Source organism: Microbacterium halotolerans (genome assembly GCF_003569805.1).
GTDB classification, from domain to species: Bacteria; Actinomycetota; Actinomycetes; order Actinomycetales; family Microbacteriaceae; genus Microbacterium; species Microbacterium halotolerans.
The window spans coordinates 987,156-1,003,139 of sequence record NZ_KZ984051.1 but is presented as its reverse complement, the minus strand read 5'-3'; the positions used below and the strand labels follow the sequence as shown (position 1 = coordinate 1,003,139).

General features: G+C 67.7%; 15 protein-coding genes. 5 read left to right on the top strand and 10 right to left on the bottom strand.

Annotation, left to right across the window (positions count from 1 at the left end; all coding sequences use genetic code 11):
* Positions 1-16 precede the first annotated feature (16 nt).
* The 3 genes from DZG09_RS04540 to DZG09_RS04530 all read right to left on the bottom strand — a co-directional run bounded on the left by DZG09_RS04540 (position 17) and on the right by DZG09_RS04530 (position 3,661).
* Positions 17-1,036, bottom strand: coding sequence for an ABC transporter permease (locus DZG09_RS04540; RefSeq protein WP_119696484.1), 1,020 nt, complete (start codon positions 1,034-1,036; stop codon positions 17-19).
* On the bottom strand, positions 1,033-2,541 hold the full coding sequence (locus tag DZG09_RS04535) for a sugar ABC transporter ATP-binding protein (protein ID WP_205529058.1): 1,509 nt from the start codon (positions 2,539-2,541) through the stop codon (positions 1,033-1,035). Before DZG09_RS04535 ends, DZG09_RS04540 begins: the two co-directional genes overlap by 4 nt.
* 67 nt (positions 2,542-2,608) lie before the next feature.
* Positions 2,609-3,661 carry an autoinducer 2 ABC transporter substrate-binding protein gene (locus tag DZG09_RS04530; RefSeq protein ID WP_119696483.1) on the bottom strand — a complete coding sequence of 351 codons (1,053 nt, stop codon included), beginning with the start codon at positions 3,659-3,661 and terminating at the stop codon, positions 2,609-2,611.
* Between the two features lie 176 nt (positions 3,662-3,837).
* Here DZG09_RS04530 and DZG09_RS04525 point away from each other — a divergent pair, with 176 nt between their 5' ends.
* Both DZG09_RS04525 and DZG09_RS04520 read left to right on the top strand, forming a co-directional pair.
* Positions 3,838-4,869 (top strand): LacI family DNA-binding transcriptional regulator, encoded by a 1,032-nt coding sequence (locus DZG09_RS04525; protein ID WP_119696482.1) that lies wholly within the window; start codon positions 3,838-3,840, stop codon positions 4,867-4,869.
* A gap of 77 nt (positions 4,870-4,946) precedes the next feature.
* Positions 4,947-6,131, top strand: a complete 1,185-nt coding sequence (locus DZG09_RS04520) for an MFS transporter (protein WP_119696481.1) — start codon at positions 4,947-4,949, stop codon at positions 6,129-6,131.
* Here DZG09_RS04520 and DZG09_RS04515 read toward each other — a convergent pair.
* From DZG09_RS04515 to DZG09_RS04490, 6 genes are read right to left on the bottom strand one after another with little or no spacing between them, the layout of a single operon-like run.
* Positions 6,059-6,949, bottom strand: a complete 891-nt coding sequence (locus DZG09_RS04515; protein ID WP_162893150.1) for a helix-turn-helix domain-containing protein — start codon at positions 6,947-6,949, stop codon at positions 6,059-6,061. The genes DZG09_RS04520 and DZG09_RS04515 overlap by 73 nt on opposite strands.
* A gap of 57 nt (positions 6,950-7,006) precedes the next feature.
* Positions 7,007-7,774, bottom strand: a complete 768-nt coding sequence (locus DZG09_RS04510) for an SDR family NAD(P)-dependent oxidoreductase (RefSeq protein ID WP_119696479.1) — start codon at positions 7,772-7,774, stop codon at positions 7,007-7,009.
* 51 nt (positions 7,775-7,825) lie between these two features.
* Positions 7,826-8,923 carry an ABC transporter permease gene (locus DZG09_RS04505; RefSeq protein ID WP_205529057.1) on the bottom strand — a complete coding sequence of 366 codons (1,098 nt, stop codon included), beginning with the start codon at positions 8,921-8,923 and terminating at the stop codon, positions 7,826-7,828.
* Positions 8,920-9,936, bottom strand: a complete 1,017-nt coding sequence (locus DZG09_RS04500) for an ABC transporter permease (protein ID WP_119696478.1) — start codon at positions 9,934-9,936, stop codon at positions 8,920-8,922. The genes DZG09_RS04505 and DZG09_RS04500 overlap by 4 nt, the downstream gene beginning before the upstream one ends.
* The gene (locus DZG09_RS04495) at positions 9,933-11,453 is read right to left on the bottom strand and encodes a sugar ABC transporter ATP-binding protein (protein WP_119696477.1); all 1,521 of its coding nucleotides are present in this window, start codon (positions 11,451-11,453) and stop codon (positions 9,933-9,935) included. Before DZG09_RS04495 ends, DZG09_RS04500 begins: the two co-directional genes overlap by 4 nt.
* A 23-nt stretch (positions 11,454-11,476) precedes the next feature.
* Positions 11,477-12,496 carry an autoinducer 2 ABC transporter substrate-binding protein gene (locus tag DZG09_RS04490; RefSeq protein WP_119696476.1) on the bottom strand — a complete coding sequence of 340 codons (1,020 nt, stop codon included), beginning with the start codon at positions 12,494-12,496 and terminating at the stop codon, positions 11,477-11,479.
* A gap of 143 nt (positions 12,497-12,639) precedes the next feature.
* On the opposite strand from DZG09_RS04490, the gene DZG09_RS04485 reads away from it, so the two are divergent.
* The 3 genes from DZG09_RS04485 (at position 12,640) to DZG09_RS04475 (ending at position 15,201) form a co-directional block, all read left to right on the top strand.
* On the top strand, positions 12,640-13,731 hold the full coding sequence (locus tag DZG09_RS04485) for a substrate-binding domain-containing protein (protein ID WP_240423844.1): 1,092 nt from the start codon (positions 12,640-12,642) through the stop codon (positions 13,729-13,731).
* Positions 13,728-14,492, top strand: a complete 765-nt coding sequence (locus DZG09_RS04480) for a helix-turn-helix domain-containing protein (protein WP_162893148.1) — start codon at positions 13,728-13,730, stop codon at positions 14,490-14,492. The genes DZG09_RS04485 and DZG09_RS04480 overlap by 4 nt, the downstream gene beginning before the upstream one ends.
* Before the next feature lie 154 nt (positions 14,493-14,646).
* A complete protein-coding gene (locus DZG09_RS04475) occupies positions 14,647-15,201 on the top strand; it encodes a phosphoheptose isomerase family protein (protein WP_119696473.1) in 555 nt (184 codons plus the stop codon).
* A gap of 7 nt (positions 15,202-15,208) precedes the next feature.
* Here DZG09_RS04475 and DZG09_RS04470 read toward each other — a convergent pair whose 3' ends face one another.
* A complete protein-coding gene (locus DZG09_RS04470) occupies positions 15,209-15,979 on the bottom strand; it encodes a class II aldolase/adducin family protein (RefSeq protein ID WP_119696472.1) in 771 nt (256 codons plus the stop codon).
* Between the last annotated feature and the right edge of the window lie 5 nt (positions 15,980-15,984).

Sequence of the window (15,984 nt, the reverse complement as noted above, 5' to 3'; positions counted from 1 at the left end):
ATTTGAGTGTTCGCGATCATGACAGCAACGCCCCTTGTCCTCGACGGGATCTGGTGATCTGCACGGCCGAGATCCCTGTTCCGACGAGGATCAGAACACCGAGCGCGATGCTCTGCCAGATCGTCGGGATGCCGAGCAGGATCATGCTGTTCTGCACGATCACGATGAGCAGCGTGCCGAGCATCGCCCCCGTCAGCGTGCCTCGCCCTCCGGTGATGGCCGCTCCGCCGAGCACCACGGCCGCGATGACCATGAGTTCCATGCCGAGCAGGTTCGTCGGGTGCATCTGGCCCATCATGCTGGTGCGTACGAGACCGGCGATTCCCGCCAGCACGCCCGCGATGACGTAGAGCAGGAACTTCGTCCGCCGCACATTGACACCGGCGCGCGCAGCGGAGCTCTCATCGCCGCCGATGGCATAGATCGATCGGCCGAAGGTCGTGAATCGCATCACGACGAAGGCGAGCGCCACGATCAGCACGAGCAGGAGGAACGCCACGGGCAGGCGCGCGAGATGCCCCGTCTGCGGATTCTCGGTCACGAACAGCGACGCACGGCCGAACTCCGCCATGGCCTGCGGGATGTTGGGGATCTGCACGGACGACAGCGCACCCTGCATGAACCCCGTGAACACGTTCGCCGTGCCGAGGGTGATGATCAGCACGGGAATCGCGATGGACGCCGTGAACAGTCCGTTGAACGCGCCGAGCACAGCCGCGATGCCGACGACGAGAAGCAGGGGAAGCCAGAGACCGCCCTGCCAGCCGGCGTCGACGAGGATGCGCGTCGTCGCGTAGACGGCGAGCGAGGCCAGCGCAGGGAACGAGACGTCGATTCCGCCCGACACCAGGACCATGAACGTGCCGACGGCGAAGATTCCGGGAACGACCATCGCCCCCGCAAGATCGACGAGGTTGTTGGCTGTGAAGAACAGGCCGCTTCGCATCTGGATCGCCATCGAGAGCGCGACGATGACGAGCAGGATGTAGAACTCGTTCTGACGCACGACCTTCCGTGCCGCGACGCGCACGTTCATCGGCTCACCTCCTCGACGATGTCCTCCGACATGTATTCGGACAGCTCCTGTTCGCTGGTCTCACGAGGCTCGACGTGGTGGGTTATCCGGCCTGCCCTCATCACGAGCACCCGACTGCAGTTCTCGAGCACCTCCGGTATGTCATCCGAGATGATCACCACGGCGAGGCCGTCCGCGGCGAGGCCCCGCAGCACCTGATGAATGTCGTGCTTGGATCCGATGTCGACACCCACGGTCGGCCCGTTGAGGATCAGGATGCGCGGATCTGTCGCCAGCCACTTCGCCAGGACGACCCGCTGCTGGTTTCCGCCCGAGAGCGTGCTGACGGCATTGTCCGGCGACGGAGTGGCGATCCGCAGACGATCGACCCATCGCTCCGCCTCCGCGCCGAGGCGCTTCCCGCTGAGCAGGCCGAGGCGCGAGACGAAGCGATCGATCACCGGGATGGTGATGTTCTTGCCGATCGACCGTTCCAGCGCGAGTCCCTCCGTGAGCCGGTCCTCGGGAACGTAGGCGATGTCGTGCGCGATCGCGTCGCGCACGCTCCTCAATGCGACCGGACGCCCGTCGAGCAGGATCCGACCCGTGTCGTGCCGCAGCACCCCGAACATCGAAAGGGCGAGCTCGGTCCTGCCCGAACCGAGCAGCCCCGTGATCCCGAGGATCTCGCCGGGATGCAATGAGAGGCTCACATCTTCGAAGGCGCCTGCGATGCCGAGCCCTTCGAGCTCGAGAACCGGCGCATCGGCGACATCTGCTGGCTCGAACGGAGTCTGGTCGAACTCGCGGCCCGTCATGTACGAGGAGAAGCTCTTCCTGTCCAGCTCCTCCGGAAGGCAGGTGATCACGTGCTTTCCGTTGCGGATGATCGTGAATCTCTGGCTGATCTCGAAGACCTCATCCAGCTTGTGGCTGACGAAGAGAATCGCCACTCCACGCGAGGTGAGCTCGCCGATGATCCCGAACAGGCGGTCGACCTCCCGCTTGGTGAGGGCGGTGGTCGGTTCGTCGAGGACCAGCAGTCGTGCGTCGTTCATGAGGGCACGGGCGATAGCGACGAGCTGTTTCTGAGCGACGGACAGCGAGTCGACGCGTGCGCTCAGGTCGATGTCCACGCCGATCTTCTTCAGCGCCTCTTCGGCGATGCGGCGCATGCGCCGCCAGCTGATGAACTTCCGGCGCTCCGAGATCTCGGAGGTGAAGGCGAGGTTCTCGAGCACGGTGAGGTTCGGGAAGACGGAGAAGTCCTGGTAGATCACCTGCACGCCCTGGGAGATCGCTTCTCCCGGTGTGAGCGAACGGAAAGAGTGATCCCCGAGCACGATCTCACCGCTGTCGGGCGCGTGCACTCCCGACAGCACTTTGATGAGTGTCGATTTCCCGCTTCCGTTCTCTCCAGCGAGGCAGTGCACCTCGCCCGGCGCGATCTCGAGCGTGATGTCGTCGAGGGCCTGCACCCCAGAGAAGGCCTTGCGGATGTTGCGCAGAGCGATGATGTTGTCCACGGTGAGCATTCCCTTCAGGAAGGGTCGGAGGCGGCCGGTGCTGCTGTTCACCGGCCGCCCGTGAAGGTCAGAAGCCGAAGTCTTCGACGTTGTCGGCGTTGATCTCGATCCATCCGTTTCCCTCGAGCACAGTGTCGCTGCCCTCGGCGAACTGCATGTCCTCGTAGCCCTCGACGCCCAGGTCGATGCCGTCCGCGACCTCTTCTCCGTCAAGGATCTTCGTCGCGAGCGAGGCGAGTGCGTACCCAGCACCGGCCGGGTCCCAGAGCGTGAGCGACTTGACGATGCCCTTCTCGAGAATCTCCTTGTTGTCCGCCGGCATACCAGTGCCGCTGGCGAAGACCTCGCCGATCAGCCCGTTCTCCTCGATCGCTCTGGCCACACCTGGCGCGTCGAAGGACGACGTGCCCACGACGCCCTTGAGGTCGGGGTGCGCCTTCAGGAGCTGGTTCGCCATCTGGTACGCGACCTCGCCGTCGTCCTGAGACTCGACTCGAGGAGTCTCCTCCAGAAGCTGCATGTCAGGGTAGGCCTCCTCCTGGCGCGCGACCGCACCGTCCGCCCACTCGTTGTGCGAGGCGTTCGTGACGTGTCCGACCATGGTCGTGTACAGGCCTTCCTCGCCCATGGCCGCGGCGAGGTTGTCCATGATGAACGCCCCGTATTCGTCGTTGTTGAACGCTTCGATGTCGTACATCGTGTTCTGCTGGCTGGCGCCTTCGTGGGTGACGACGACGATGCCGGCGTCGAGCGCCTGCTTCAGCACGTTCTCGATCGCCGCAGGGTCGACGGGAACCACTCCGATCGCGTCGACATCCTGGGCGATGAGATCCTGGATCACCTGCGCCTGCATGGTCGCATCGGTGTCGGACGGCCCGCGCTGGAACACGTCCATGCCTGATTCGTCGGCGTATCGCTCAACGCCCTCCTCCATTCGCACGAACCACGGGTTCGTCGAGTCCTTCGGGACGATCGCGATCGTGTAGTCGCCGTCACCGGCCTCGCGTTCTTCGTCCCCGCCGCCATTGCTCTGCCCACCGGGGGTGCAGGCGGCCAACCCCAGCCCGATCACCGCAAGTGCTGTGATCGCCGGTGCCAGGAAGCGTCGTTGCTTCACCATCGTGTCCTCCAAGATCGATGTGGATTGCGGAGGCACGGTGCCCGGAACGTCGGGGCACCCGCGCCGTTGCGTGATGCAGGTTTAAAGCGCTTTAATTTCTAAAGCGCTTTAAACTTAACGAATGCGGTCGCGGTTCACAAGGGATCCGGCCTCATCCATTGAGACAGGGTTGATCCATGGGGACACACACGAGTTCGCACGTCGGAGCCGTTCACATCCGCGATGTCGCGGCACACGCGGGAGTTTCGAGCGGAACGGTGTCGAACACGCTGAACCATCCGGAGCGGGTCCGTACCCACACGCGCGATCGCGTGAACGCCGCGATCGCCGCGCTCGGCTACGTTCCGAACCAGCAGGCCCGGATGCTGACCGGCGCACCGAGCGAGGTCATCGGCCTCGTCGTCCTCGACGTCGAGAGCCCGTTCTACACGGAGGCGGCGCACGCGATCGAGCGCGCCGTACGGGAATCGGGTCATGTGATCATGCTGAGCACGTCGGACGGAGACCTCGAACGCGAGGCGGCACTGCTGCGCATGCTCGCCGCGCAAGGCGTGCGCGGCGTCCTTCTCGCCCCGGCGACGCCGGATATCGATGCCTCCCGCTATCGCGCGCTTCCGCGCTCGCTCCCCGTCGTGCTGCTCGACTTCGACGGTGGTGACACGCACTGCTCCGTGTCGGTCGACAACAGACAGGGCGGGCGACTCGCCGCGCGCCACCTCGTCGAACGCGGACACCGGCAGCTGGCATTCATCGGCGGCCCGGCGCACTTTCGGCAGTTCGCCGATCGCGTCGACGGCGCACGGGCCGAGTTGCGCGACACCGGCATGGATCCGACGGCCTCACTCATCGAGATCTCCGCATCCGGCATCGGCATCCGCGATGGTCACGCGGCCGCCGAGCGACTGCTCGAACACGACCGGCCGACGGCCGTCTTCTGCGGCAACGACATGCTCGCCTTCGGCGCGTATCGCGCGTTCGCCGGCATCGGACTGCGTGTTCCGGAGGACATCGCGATCGTCGGATACGACGACATCGATGTCGCCAAGGATTGGATCGTGCCCATGACGACGATCCGTCAGCCGATCGATGAGCTCGGGCGCATCGCCGCGCGTCTGCTGATCGAGCACTCCGCTCACGACCGAACGCACCAGCACAGCCAGGTCGTTCTCCCACCGGAGCTCGTAGTGAGACGCTCCACGGGCGGCTGAACCGCATCCGGACGATCGATCGGGCGGTGCGGACGACGCGTCGGGCGCGGGCTCCGCGCGTGCACGAGCCTGGGATCATGACCGACACTGCGACCACACCGACGCACTCCCCGACCCGCGATCGCCTCGACTACGCGGCCCTCATCGTGATGACGATGACGAGCTTCGTGCTCGTCACCGCCGAGTTCCTGCCGAACGGACTGCTGACCGAGATGGCGACTGAGCTCGGTGTGACGCCGGGTCAGGCGGGTCAGACGGTCACCGTCACGGCGTTCGTCGGGCTCATCGCCGCGCCGACGATCGGGCTCATCGTGCCGAGAATGGACAGGCGCACCCTGCTGACCCTGCTCGCCGCGGCCGCTGCCGTGTCGAACCTCGTGGTCGCCGCGGCGCCCGAGCTGTGGATGATCCTGATCTCCCGCTTCTTCCTCGGCGCCGCGCTCAGCGGGTTCTGGGGGATGTCGCTCGCCGTCGCCGCACGCATCGCGGGCCCAGAGCGGCTCGGACGTGCTGTGATGTTCACCACGGCGGGCGTCTCGCTCGCGACCGTCGCCGGTGTGCCGCTCGGCGTGATGCTGGCCGCGGTCGCCGACTGGCGCACGGTCTTCGTCGCCGCGGCTGTCGTCACCGCGGCCGTCGCGGTCGCGCTGCGCTGGATCCTGCCGCCTGTTCCCGCAGAGGGCGCTCCCCGCATCTCGCTGCTGGTCGAAACCCTGCGCCGCCCCGGCATCGCCACGGGGCTCGCGGGGCACGTGCTCACGGTCTTCGGACACGTGACGGCATACACCTACATCCGGATCGCCCTGGAGCGCGTCGAGGTAGACGCGGCGGGCGTCGTCACGCTGCTCGCGCTCTTCGGCATCGGCGGTCTGGCAGGCAACCTGATCGTGGGAGCGATCGTCGACCGGCACCTGGGTGTGCTCCGCGCGGCCGTGCCGCTCACCGTGGCCGTCGCGATCGCCATCACCCTCGCCGCGGCTGGCTCCGTGCCCGTCTTCGGCACTGCCGTCGTCGTCTGGGGCACGGCGTTCGGAGGCTGGCTGATCGTGCTGAACGCCTGGATCGCGCGTCAGGCGCCCGGCGCCCTCGAACCGGGCGGGGCGCTCGTCGTCGTCGGGTTCCAGCTCGCGATCGTGCTGGCAGCGGGGATCGGCGGCCTGATCGTCGACTCCGCCGGCATCGTGTGGACCTACGCGATCGCGGCGATCTGCACCGCGGTCGGCGGCGTGCTGTTCTCGCTCGCCGGCAGGTCGCGGCGGTAGCGCCACTGCGAAGGCGGGAGGCCGGTGCGGCGGCGAAACGCCCGACTGAACCCCTCGTCCGAGGCGAAGCCGAGCCTCCGTGCCGTCTCTGAGACGCTGGCGCCCTCGGCGAGGAGCGACTTGGCCGTGTCGATGCGCACCGCGCCGAGGTACGCCGCGGGCGTGCATCCCGTTGCGGCGCGGAAGCGGTCGGCGAAGACCGTGCGCGACATCGCACCGATCTCCGCGAGCTGCGCCACCGACCAGGCTCGACCCGGATCGTCATGGATCGCATCGAGCACGCGGGAGAGGAACGGGTCGGCGGATCGTGCGGGCCAGCCCTCTGGGACGCACCCGGCCTCCGCCCACATCCGGATCGCCGCAAGCACGACCGTCGTCGCCATCAGCGCGCAGATCGTGCCCATGGTGCCGTGCCGCTCCTCGCAGCCGGGCTTCCCGATATCACGGGCGATCGCGGCCATCGTCGGCTCCTCCTCCGCGAAACGGGCGACCGAGAGCATGTTCGGAACCCGCTCGAGCATCGACGACGTGCCGGGTGTGAGCTCCAGCTCGACCGACATCACTTCGGCGGCTTCGCCAGCCGACAGCATGACGGGCGCACGCCCCATCGACACGACGGCTGCGCCGGCGAGCAGCTCCCCGCATCCGCTCTCAGCCGTCCGAATCAGACGCCCCTGCGCGACGAAGGCGAGTGCGGCGACCCCGGCGCGGAACCGCAGCCGCTCCCCAGGAGCGAGCGACGTTCGACGGCCCTCCAGCACGCGCCATTCCAACGCGGCAAGCATCCGCTCGAGCGGAGTCTGCTCGGTCGTCGTCATCACCTGCGCCATGAAACCCGCAACCGCGGCAGCGCGCTCCCTATTCCGCGCCGCCCGTCAGTACAGCGTGTACCCGCCGTCGATCACGACCACCGAGCCCGTCATGAACGACGAGGCGTCCGAGGCCATGTAGACGATCGTCGGGGCGATCTCCTCCGGAGTCGCGTAGCGCTTCATCGGCGCGTCCTCGATCCAGTGCTGTCGGAACTGCGGCTCGTCCACCGGCGCCATCTCGGTCTTCACGTAGCCCGGGGCGACGGCGTTGACCCGGATGCCGTGCTCGGCCCATTCGGCGGCGAGCGACTTGGTGAGCTGGTGCACTGCGGCCTTCGACGCGTTGTACGCGGGCTGCCACTGCGGCCGGTTCACGATCAGCGAGCTGATCGAACCTGTGTTGATGATGTTGCCGCCGCCGGCGTCCTTCATCACCTTCGCAGCGGCGATCGACACCTTCCACAGCGCCGTGAGGTTGAGATTCACGACCGTGTCCCATTCCTCGTCGGTGACCTCGAGCGCCGGCCGGTGGATCGAGATCCCCGCGTTGTTCAGCACGATGTCGAGACGGCCCAGCTTCGCGATCGCCTCGTCGATCATCCGGTCCGCCTCGCCCGGCTGGGTGATGTCGACGTCGATCGCGTCGACCGTGATGCCCTCGTCGCTGAGCTTCCGCACGGCCGCCTGATTGCGGTCGTGGTCCCGGGAGGCGATGACGACGCGCGCACCGGCCTCGGCGAGACCGCGCGCGAACGCGAGGCCGAGCCCACGATTCCCTCCGGTGACGAGTGCGGTCTTCCCAGCGAGCGAGAACGAGTCGAGAACTGCCATGGTGCTCCGTTCGAGTGTCGGGTGGGGTGTGCGAGCACGCACACCCCACCCCTATCCGATGATGTGATACCTGCGGTTCGTGTAGCCGTTCAGAAGCGCTGCCCCCACCAGCAGCACACCGAGCGCGAGCAGCTGGTACTGCGTGCCGTGGTTGCCGGGGAACAGCAGCAGGATGCCGGCGTTCAGCCACGTGACCAGCAGCGCGGCGATGACCACACCCGACACCTTGCCGATGCCTCCGGTGATCGCGACGCCGGCGAGAACGGCGATGGTGATGGCGGGCAGGGCCATGCCGCTGCCCGCATTTCCGGCATCCGGTCTGGCCGAGGCGAACTGCCCCACCGTCACGACTGCCACCAGGCCCGAGATCGCCCCGGAGAGCACGAACGCCGTGAAGCGCGTGCGCACCAGGTCGATGCCCGCCCACTTCGCCGCGACGTCGTTGGTGCCGACCGCGTACAGCCGACGGCCGAGCGGCGCGCGGTTGACGAGGTACCAGACGACGATCACGGTCGGGATCAGGAACAGGAACACGCCTGCCGGAATGCTCGGGAACCCGCTGCCGAAGATCGGTATCGAACGCGCCGTGTCGTACAGCTCCTGGATCTCCGGCGAGCTGATCGGCTGCTGGTCGTTGATCACGATCGCCAGCGACCAATACGCGTAGTAGGTCGCGAGCGTGGCGATCAGGGGCGGGAAGCCGAGGAACGCCACCAGCGCGCCGTTGACGGCGCCGAGCAGCCCGCCGACCACGACCGCTCCGATGATCGAGGTCCACAGCGGCATCCCCCAGACGCCGTACATGAAGCCGAAGACCATGCTCACCAGCGAGACGATCGAGCCCACCGACAGGTCGATCGAGCCTCGTCCGGTGAGGATCACGATCATCTCCGCGAGCGCCAGCATCGCCAGCGGCACCACGTTGATCAGGTTGCCCGCCATCGCCCGGCCGTTGAATGGACCGTTCGTGACGCCGGCCGCCGACAGCGAGAACATCACGATCAGCAGCACGATCAGCGCGACGACGAGCATCAGCTCGCGACGGGTGAGCAGCGTCCGGATGATCGCGGCCATCCGGGTCTCCTCCGAGCGACTCTGCACGACGAGAGTGGTGTCCGGCGCCGGTGCGGCGGTGTTCTGCTCGCTCATGATGCCTTCCTCGTCAGTCGCTGCTGCAGCAGGTCGGCGCCGACGGCGATGATGATCGCGACGCCGACGAAGAAGTTCGCCAGCTGCGGCGCCCACCCGAGTTGGATGGTCCCGGATGTCACGGTCTGCACGAGCAGCGCCCCGAGCAGAGTGCCCAGCACGCTGCCGCGACCGCCGACGATCGACGTGCCGCCGATCACCACCGCGGCGATCGCCTGCAGTTCGATGCCCTGCCCGACGGACTGCGCCAGCGTCTGCGTGCCGTTCGCCATGGCGACCATGGCGGCGAGACCGACGCCGAGGCCCGTCAGCACGTACGGGATGATCGTGCGCTTCTGCACGCGGATGCCGACCAGCCGTGCCGCGTTCTGATCATTGCCGATCGCGTAGAAATGGCGTCCGCCCGCGGTGTACCTCATGTACCACCACAGAAGTGCGGCCAGCACGATCACGATCAGGAACGAGTACGGAACGCCCAGGAACCGCCCATCCGCCCCGCGGCCCAGCACACCGACGCTGGTCGGAATGCCGTTGACGACCTTCGAGTCGAAGATGCGCCACCCGAGGAACATGAAGATGTTCGACGTGCCGAACGTGATGATGATCGGATGCACGCGTCCGAGCGTGATCAGGATGCCGTTGAACAGCCCGCACAGCCCGCCGAGCAGGATGCCGGCCAGCAGAGCCAGCGGCATCGGCCACGACAGGTCGACCATCAGCTTCGCCATCACGACGGCGCACACCATCAGCATGGCGGCGACGGAGATGTCGATCCCGGCCGTGACGATCACGGCCGTCATGCCGATGCCGATCAGCGCGATAGGTGCGGCGCTGGCGAGCAGCGGCTGGATCGACTGCGCGGTCAGGAAGTTGGGTGTGAACGCCCCGAGCAGGATCCACAGCACGATCAGCACGCCGATCAGCACCATCTCCTGCGTCGAGAGGGCGCGCGGCAGCACGCGGGTTCGACGCTTTCCCGCCGCCGGAATGTCGCGGGTGAGCAGATCCGTCATGATCCGACCTCCTCGGTCTGCGCGGCGTCGCCCGCCGCAGCGGCCAGCACGTCGACCTGCGTGGCGTCCGGCCCGAACTCCGCGGTCGTCGTTCCTGCGCGCACCACCACGACGCGATCCGCGATACGCAGCGCCTCCGGCAGGTCCGACGTCACCACCAGAACGGTGACGCCCTGGTCCGCGAGCTCCTCGATGATCGTGTGGATCTCCTCCTTGGCCCGGATGTCCACACCCTGCGACGGCTCTTCGAGCACCAGCACCCGCGGCACCTCGACGAGCTGTCTGGCGAGCACGACCTTCTGCGCGTTGCCGCCGGACAGCGATGCGATCGGGTAGCGCTCGTTGCGCGTCTTGATCGCCAGCCGCGAGATCATGTCGCGTGCGACGGAGCGCGCTTTCTTCCCGTCGAACCAGAGCCCGCCCCGTGCGAACTTCCCGATGCGGCCTGCGGAGATGTTGAACGCGATCGTCTGGAACGAGAACATGCCCTGGCCCTTGCGGTCGGCTGGCAGCAGCCCGATGCCGAGCTTCTGCGCGTGCCGCGGCGAGCGCGGCGCAACGGGCCCGCCGTCGAGCAGGATCCGACCGGATGTCGCCTTCTTCATCCCCCACAGCGCAGCCGAGATCTCCGACGAGCCGGAGCCGACCAGCCCGTACAGCGCGACGACCTCCCCCTCACCTACGCGGACGTTCACGTCTCGGAAGTCGTTCCCGCGCGTCAGGCCGTCGAGCTCGAGCACCGGCGCGGCGCCGGTCAGGTCACGGCGCCGGTTCTCCGCCACCTCGAGACCGCCGACCATCTCCTCGGCGATCGAGCGGACGGTCATGTCGGCGATCGCGTGCGTTCCCGTCGTCTCGCCGTCGCGCATCACGGTCACGGTGTCGGCGATCCGGAACAGCTCGTCCAGCCGGTGCGAGATGTAGATGATCGCGACGCCGCGCTCCTGGAGCCTGCGCACGACGCCGAACAGCACGTCGATCTCGGCGTCGGTCAGGATCGCACTCGGCTCGTCGAGGATGAGCACCGACGCGTCCTGCGCGAGTGCCTTGGCGATCGCGACCTGCTGCTTCGTGGCGATCGACAGCTCGTCGATCGGAACCGTCGCGTACCTCTCCGGCAGCCCCATCAGCTCGAGCAGCTCCGAGACCTCGCCGTGCTGCTTCTTCCAGTCGACGACGCCGCGATGGCGCCGCTCCCTGCCGATGAAGATGTTCTCCGCGACCGTGAGCTCGCCGAACAGCTGCGGTTCCTGGTAGACGGTGGCGATCCCGGCGGCGATCGCGTCGGTGGTCGAAGCGAAGGAGACGACCCGCTCATCGATCGCGATCTCACCCGAGTCGGAGGACTCCGCACCGGCGAGGATCTTGATCAGGGTCGACTTGCCCGCGCCGTTCTCGCCGACGAGGGCGTGCACGCTCCCGGGGAGCACCTCGAGGTCGGCGTGCCTGATGGCACGCACGGCCCCGAAGCGCTTGGATATCCCGGTGAGCCTGACTCGAGGGATGACGTCTGTCACGATGGCCCTCCGGCTCGGATCGATCAGTAGTCGTATTCGCCGGCGTTCTCGGCGTCGAACACGGTCGGCGGCCCGAGAAGCAGCGTGCTGTCGTCGGCGGAGTACTCGGCGGCGGTGATGGCGTCGTTGACGGCGTTGGTCTCGGCGAGCTCGTTGCCCTGGCCCAGCTGCAGACCGGCCCATGCGGTGAGGTAGCCGAACTGCTCGACGTCCCAGAGGATCGATCCGGATGAGGAGCCCTCTTCCAGGTACGGAACCATCGATGCCGGGGTGCCGACCCCGACGCTGAAGACCTCGCCGACGCGACCGGCATCGCGCACGGCCTGTGCGACGCCGACGGCCGAGGTGGTGCACTGCCCGATCAGGCCCTTCAGATCGGGGTAGGCGTTCATGAAGTCGGTCGCCATCTGAGCGTTCGCCGCCGAGTCCTCGCCCGAGTACCCGACCTCGACGAGCTCCATGTCGGGATAGGCCTCCTCCTGGTGCGCCTGCTCGACCTCGATCCACGAGTTCAGGTTCTCCGCGGTCTCACCGCAGGAGACGATCGCGTACTCGCCCTCCTCTCCCATGGCCTCTGCGAGCGTGTCCATGGTGGTGGTGCCGATTCCCTCGGCGGTCGCCTGGCTGACGAACAGCTCGCGGACCGAGTCCGGCGCATCCGTGTCACTGGTGGCGACCTTGATGCCGTTGTCGGCGGCCTCCTGCATCAGCGGGGCGAGCGAATCCGGATCGTTCGGGGCGACGATCAGCACATCCACCTGCTGCTGGATCATCGAGCGGACGACGTCGGCCTGCGCTGTGGCGCTGGCATCGGTCGGACCCTGGTAGATCCACTCGAGACCGTCGATGTCCTCGACCGCCTGCTCGGCTCCGGTGTTCATCGCCTCGAAGTAGGGCGAGCCCTGGAGCTTGGGAACGAATGCGACGGTGACGGCGTCGTCGCCACCGCCGCCTCCATCTCCGCCGTCGCCACCGCAACCGGCGAGAAGCAGGCCGCCGGCGGCAAGGCCTGCGACGGTCATGAGTGCACGGGAAGTCTTCATCGAAATCTCCTGACGAGTGATCGCAACACTGCTGATGCTCGGGTCGAGACGAGATGTGTTCCAAATTTCGAACTCATGCACGGCTCGTGGTCACAAAGTGTATGGTTGGGCGCATCCGGTGTCAACGACGATGCGAGAGTGTGATGCTGCAGCCTGGTCGAGTCCCTGCCGCGGCACGTGCGGTCGCTCTGCTGCGCTATCTCGCCAGCACCGGCCGACCGTCGACTGCTTCGGCTATGGCCAAGGCGCTCTCGCTCCCGCGCACCAGCGTGCTCGGGATCTGCGATGCGCTCGCGGACGACCGGATGCTCGTACGCCTTGCCGACGGGCGATTCTGGCTGGGCTCGCACGTGCTCGAGCTCGCAGCGGCGTCGACCGCCATGCTGGGCAGGCCCCTCGGCGTCGGACTCCTCATCGTCTCGCGAGCGAACAGCTTCTATACGGCGATGCTGCGCGCCGCGACGCGAGAGATGAGCGCGGCAGGCGGTCAGCTCCTTGTGCGCGACGCCCAGGAGAGCCCTCGGACCCAGCGCGACCAGTGGCACGAGCTGATCGACGACGGCGCCGACATCATCATCATCGACTCGGTCGACGCAGGGACCCACACCGAGGAACTCGACCATGCGCGCCGCGCGGGTGTGCCGGTGATCGCGATCGGCTCCCGCCTCGACGGCGTCGACATGAGCGTGACCAGCGACAACACCCAGGCCGGGCTGCTCGCAGGGCGCAGAGTCGCCGAGGTGCTGCGGGGACGCGGAAGGGTCGCGATCCTCGACGGGCTGCGCAAGAACGCGAACATCGACCGCGTCGCCGGGTTCCGAGAGGCGATCAGAGACAGCGGCGGCATCGAGATCGCCGCGTACTGCCAGGAGGAGCACGACACCTCGGCGGCAGGGCAGCGGATGATGGCGCGCGTTCTCGCGGATGTGCCTGATGTCGACGCGGTCTTCGCCGTATGCGATCCGATAGCGATGGGGGCGGCCGCCGCGCAGCGTGACACGGAGGCGGCGATTCCGATCGTGAGCGTCGACGGTCGTTCCGACGCGGTGGACGACATCGTCTCCGGCGGTCCGCTCATCGCTTCCGTCGCGCAGGATCCCGCACGGCTCATCACGGCCGCGATCACGATCGGGCGCGAACTGGCCAGAGGCCGCTCACTCGCGCAGCGAGCACATCTGATTCCGGTCCGGATCATCGACGCCGACAACGCGGAGGGGTACGAGCGATGGGGATGACATCAGACCAGGGCGGCGGCCGCGCACCGGCCGTACGGCGCGCGCTGGGAGTCCTCGACGCGCTGGCCTTCGAGCGCCGCGCGCGGCCGGCCGATCTCGCGCGCGCTGCCGGACTGGCCAAGAGCAGCGCCAGCGACCTGATCGGAACGCTCCTCGACGAGCGCATGCTGGCCCGCAGCGGCGACGACCTCATCCTGGGCAGCGCCTTCACGGAGATCGCCTCGGGGTTCGTCGACGACATCGCGACGGTGCGGCGCTTCGGGATCGGTTGGGAGCGCTCGAGCGTGCTGCACGAGCACACCGTCACGCTGCAGTCCCTCATCGGCGCGCACAACGTCTGCATCGCCGTCAGACTCGGCGCCCATGTGCTGCCGTACACACCACGGGCAGGGAGCCGGCTGCCGCTGTGGGACGGTGGCAGTGCGGAGCCCGTGCTTCTGGCCGTGCCCCGTGAAGACCTTCGCCGCACGCTCGACGAGTTCCCCGAGTCGTCTCCCGACGAGGATGCGCTGAGGGAATGGGCCTCGAGCGAGAGGGGAACGCGGGCTCCCGACGATTGCGGGCACGACATGGGACGACGAGCGCCTGCGCGTTCCTCGACGGGCAATCTCGAGTTGAACGCGTACGTCTCACCTGGCAGGGAACGCGGCGGCGCGGTCGTCGCGACCGTGCACATCGCCCCATCGGCGGATGTCGATTTCGCCGCGCTCGGGGCCGCGCTCGATGAGTTCGCCGAAGATCTCAAGCCACGGCAGGCATGACCACCACAACCATGCCGTCGAGTCCCGTCCGATGCCGCATCGGTCCGGCCTGCGGAATCCTGTCTCGGACGTTCCGACATCCGGACTCCCAGCGACCTGCCGCCACCCGCACCGAAACGGCCGCGCCGACGCGGCCAGGAGAAGGAGAGCTCCCATGACAGTGACCCGTGAAGCCGCCCGCGCCGTCGCCGAGGTCGCCTCGGCCGTGGAGAGCGTGCCGCCCGAATCCCTCGACCGTGCCGCCCGGATGATCGCGGACGCCGGCAGTGTCGCCGCTTATGCGGGCGGGCGCGAAGGGCTGGTGATGAAGGGCCTCGTGATGCGGCTGTTCCATGCCGGGGTCGACGCCCACGCCGTCGGCGAGATGACGGTGCCGCACCTCGGTGAGGACGACCTCGTCATCCTCAGCTGCGGGCCGGGCCGGATCTCAATGGTCACCGCGATCGCCGACACGGCGAAGCAGGCGGGCGCGAAGATCCTGTATCTGACCGCCGAACCCGACATCGAGCCGGCCGACCGCGCCGACGAGGTGCTCGTGATCGATGCGCAGACGATGGCGCGCGACGCCGGCAGCGACGCTGCGCTGCCGATGGGCAGCGCGTATGAGATCGGCATGTTCGTGCTGGTCGACCTGATCACCCGCCGCGTGCGCGATCTGCGCGGCGACGACGCGGAGGCGATGCGCGCCCGCCACACGAACCTGGAGTGATTCGCCGCTACTCGCCCTTCCCCGCGAGCTCTGCGCGGCGGGAGGCGAAGTCCGGGCGGTCGAAGTAGTGCTCGGTGCCGGTGAGCGGGGCGAGGCCGCCGAAGGCGTGCGCCCCGGAGCGCACGCGTGCGCTCTTGACGGCCATCAGCGAGATCGATTCGGCTCCCGCGGCCGTCTCGCTGATCGCGACGATGCCGTGGTTGCCGAGCAGCACGAGCGACGGCAGCTCGCCGTGCGCGTGCTGGTAGGCCTCGAGGCGCTCGAGGAACACCCGGCCGAGGTTCATGCCCGGAACGGCATACGGCACGTACAGCGGGCGTCCGAGCGTCATCAGCTCGTCGGTGTAGACGGGTTCGGCGAAGGCCTGCTCGGCGTTCGTGCTGGACAGCAGAGCGACCACATCCGTGGGATGGGTGTGCGCCACGTACCGAACAGGGGCCACAGCCCGCACTGCGACGTGCACGAGCGTCTCGATCGACGCGCGCACCTCGCGCCCGTCGGCCTCGCCCGCCGTCAGCTCCGCTGTGAGCCGCGCCTGGTCGGCATCCGGGTCGCGCAGCAGTTCGACGAGCGGTGCAAGGTCGACGCACACGAAGGCTTCGGGCTGCGCGTCGCGCATCGATGATCCGGATGCCTTCACGACGATCCGGTCGTCGTCGATCATCTCGCTCGTGTTCCCCTCCGCGAGGATCACGAGGTCGCGCGCCGGCTCACCCAGTCGCCTGGTGAGATCGACGAGCTCTTCGCCGACGAGCCCCGGTCTCAGCACTGCGGTCATGATGT

Coding starts and splice junctions, on each gene's coding strand:
- DZG09_RS04505 (WP_205529057.1), bottom strand. CDS start 8,923: ATGAGCGAGCAGAACACCGCCGCACCGGCGCCGGACACCACTCTCGTC.
- DZG09_RS04500 (WP_119696478.1), bottom strand. CDS start 9,936: ATGACGGATCTGCTCACCCGCGACATTCCGGCGGCGGGAAAGCGTCGA.
- DZG09_RS04480 (WP_162893148.1), top strand. CDS start 13,728: ATGACATCAGACCAGGGCGGCGGCCGCGCACCGGCCGTACGGCGCGCG.
- DZG09_RS04510 (WP_119696479.1), bottom strand. CDS start 7,774: ATGGCAGTTCTCGACTCGTTCTCGCTCGCTGGGAAGACCGCACTCGTC.
- DZG09_RS04470 (WP_119696472.1), bottom strand. CDS start 15,979: ATGACCGCAGTGCTGAGACCGGGGCTCGTCGGCGAAGAGCTCGTCGAT.
- DZG09_RS04475 (WP_119696473.1), top strand. CDS start 14,647: ATGACAGTGACCCGTGAAGCCGCCCGCGCCGTCGCCGAGGTCGCCTCG.
- DZG09_RS04520 (WP_119696481.1), top strand. CDS start 4,947: ATGACCGACACTGCGACCACACCGACGCACTCCCCGACCCGCGATCGC.
- DZG09_RS04540 (WP_119696484.1), bottom strand. CDS start 1,036: ATGAACGTGCGCGTCGCGGCACGGAAGGTCGTGCGTCAGAACGAGTTC.
- DZG09_RS04485 (WP_240423844.1), top strand. CDS start 12,640: ATGCTGCAGCCTGGTCGAGTCCCTGCCGCGGCACGTGCGGTCGCTCTG.
- DZG09_RS04530 (WP_119696483.1), bottom strand. CDS start 3,661: ATGGTGAAGCAACGACGCTTCCTGGCACCGGCGATCACAGCACTTGCG.
- DZG09_RS04525 (WP_119696482.1), top strand. CDS start 3,838: ATGGGGACACACACGAGTTCGCACGTCGGAGCCGTTCACATCCGCGAT.
- DZG09_RS04515 (WP_162893150.1), bottom strand. CDS start 6,949: ATGACGACGACCGAGCAGACTCCGCTCGAGCGGATGCTTGCCGCGTTG.
- DZG09_RS04490 (WP_119696476.1), bottom strand. CDS start 12,496: ATGAAGACTTCCCGTGCACTCATGACCGTCGCAGGCCTTGCCGCCGGC.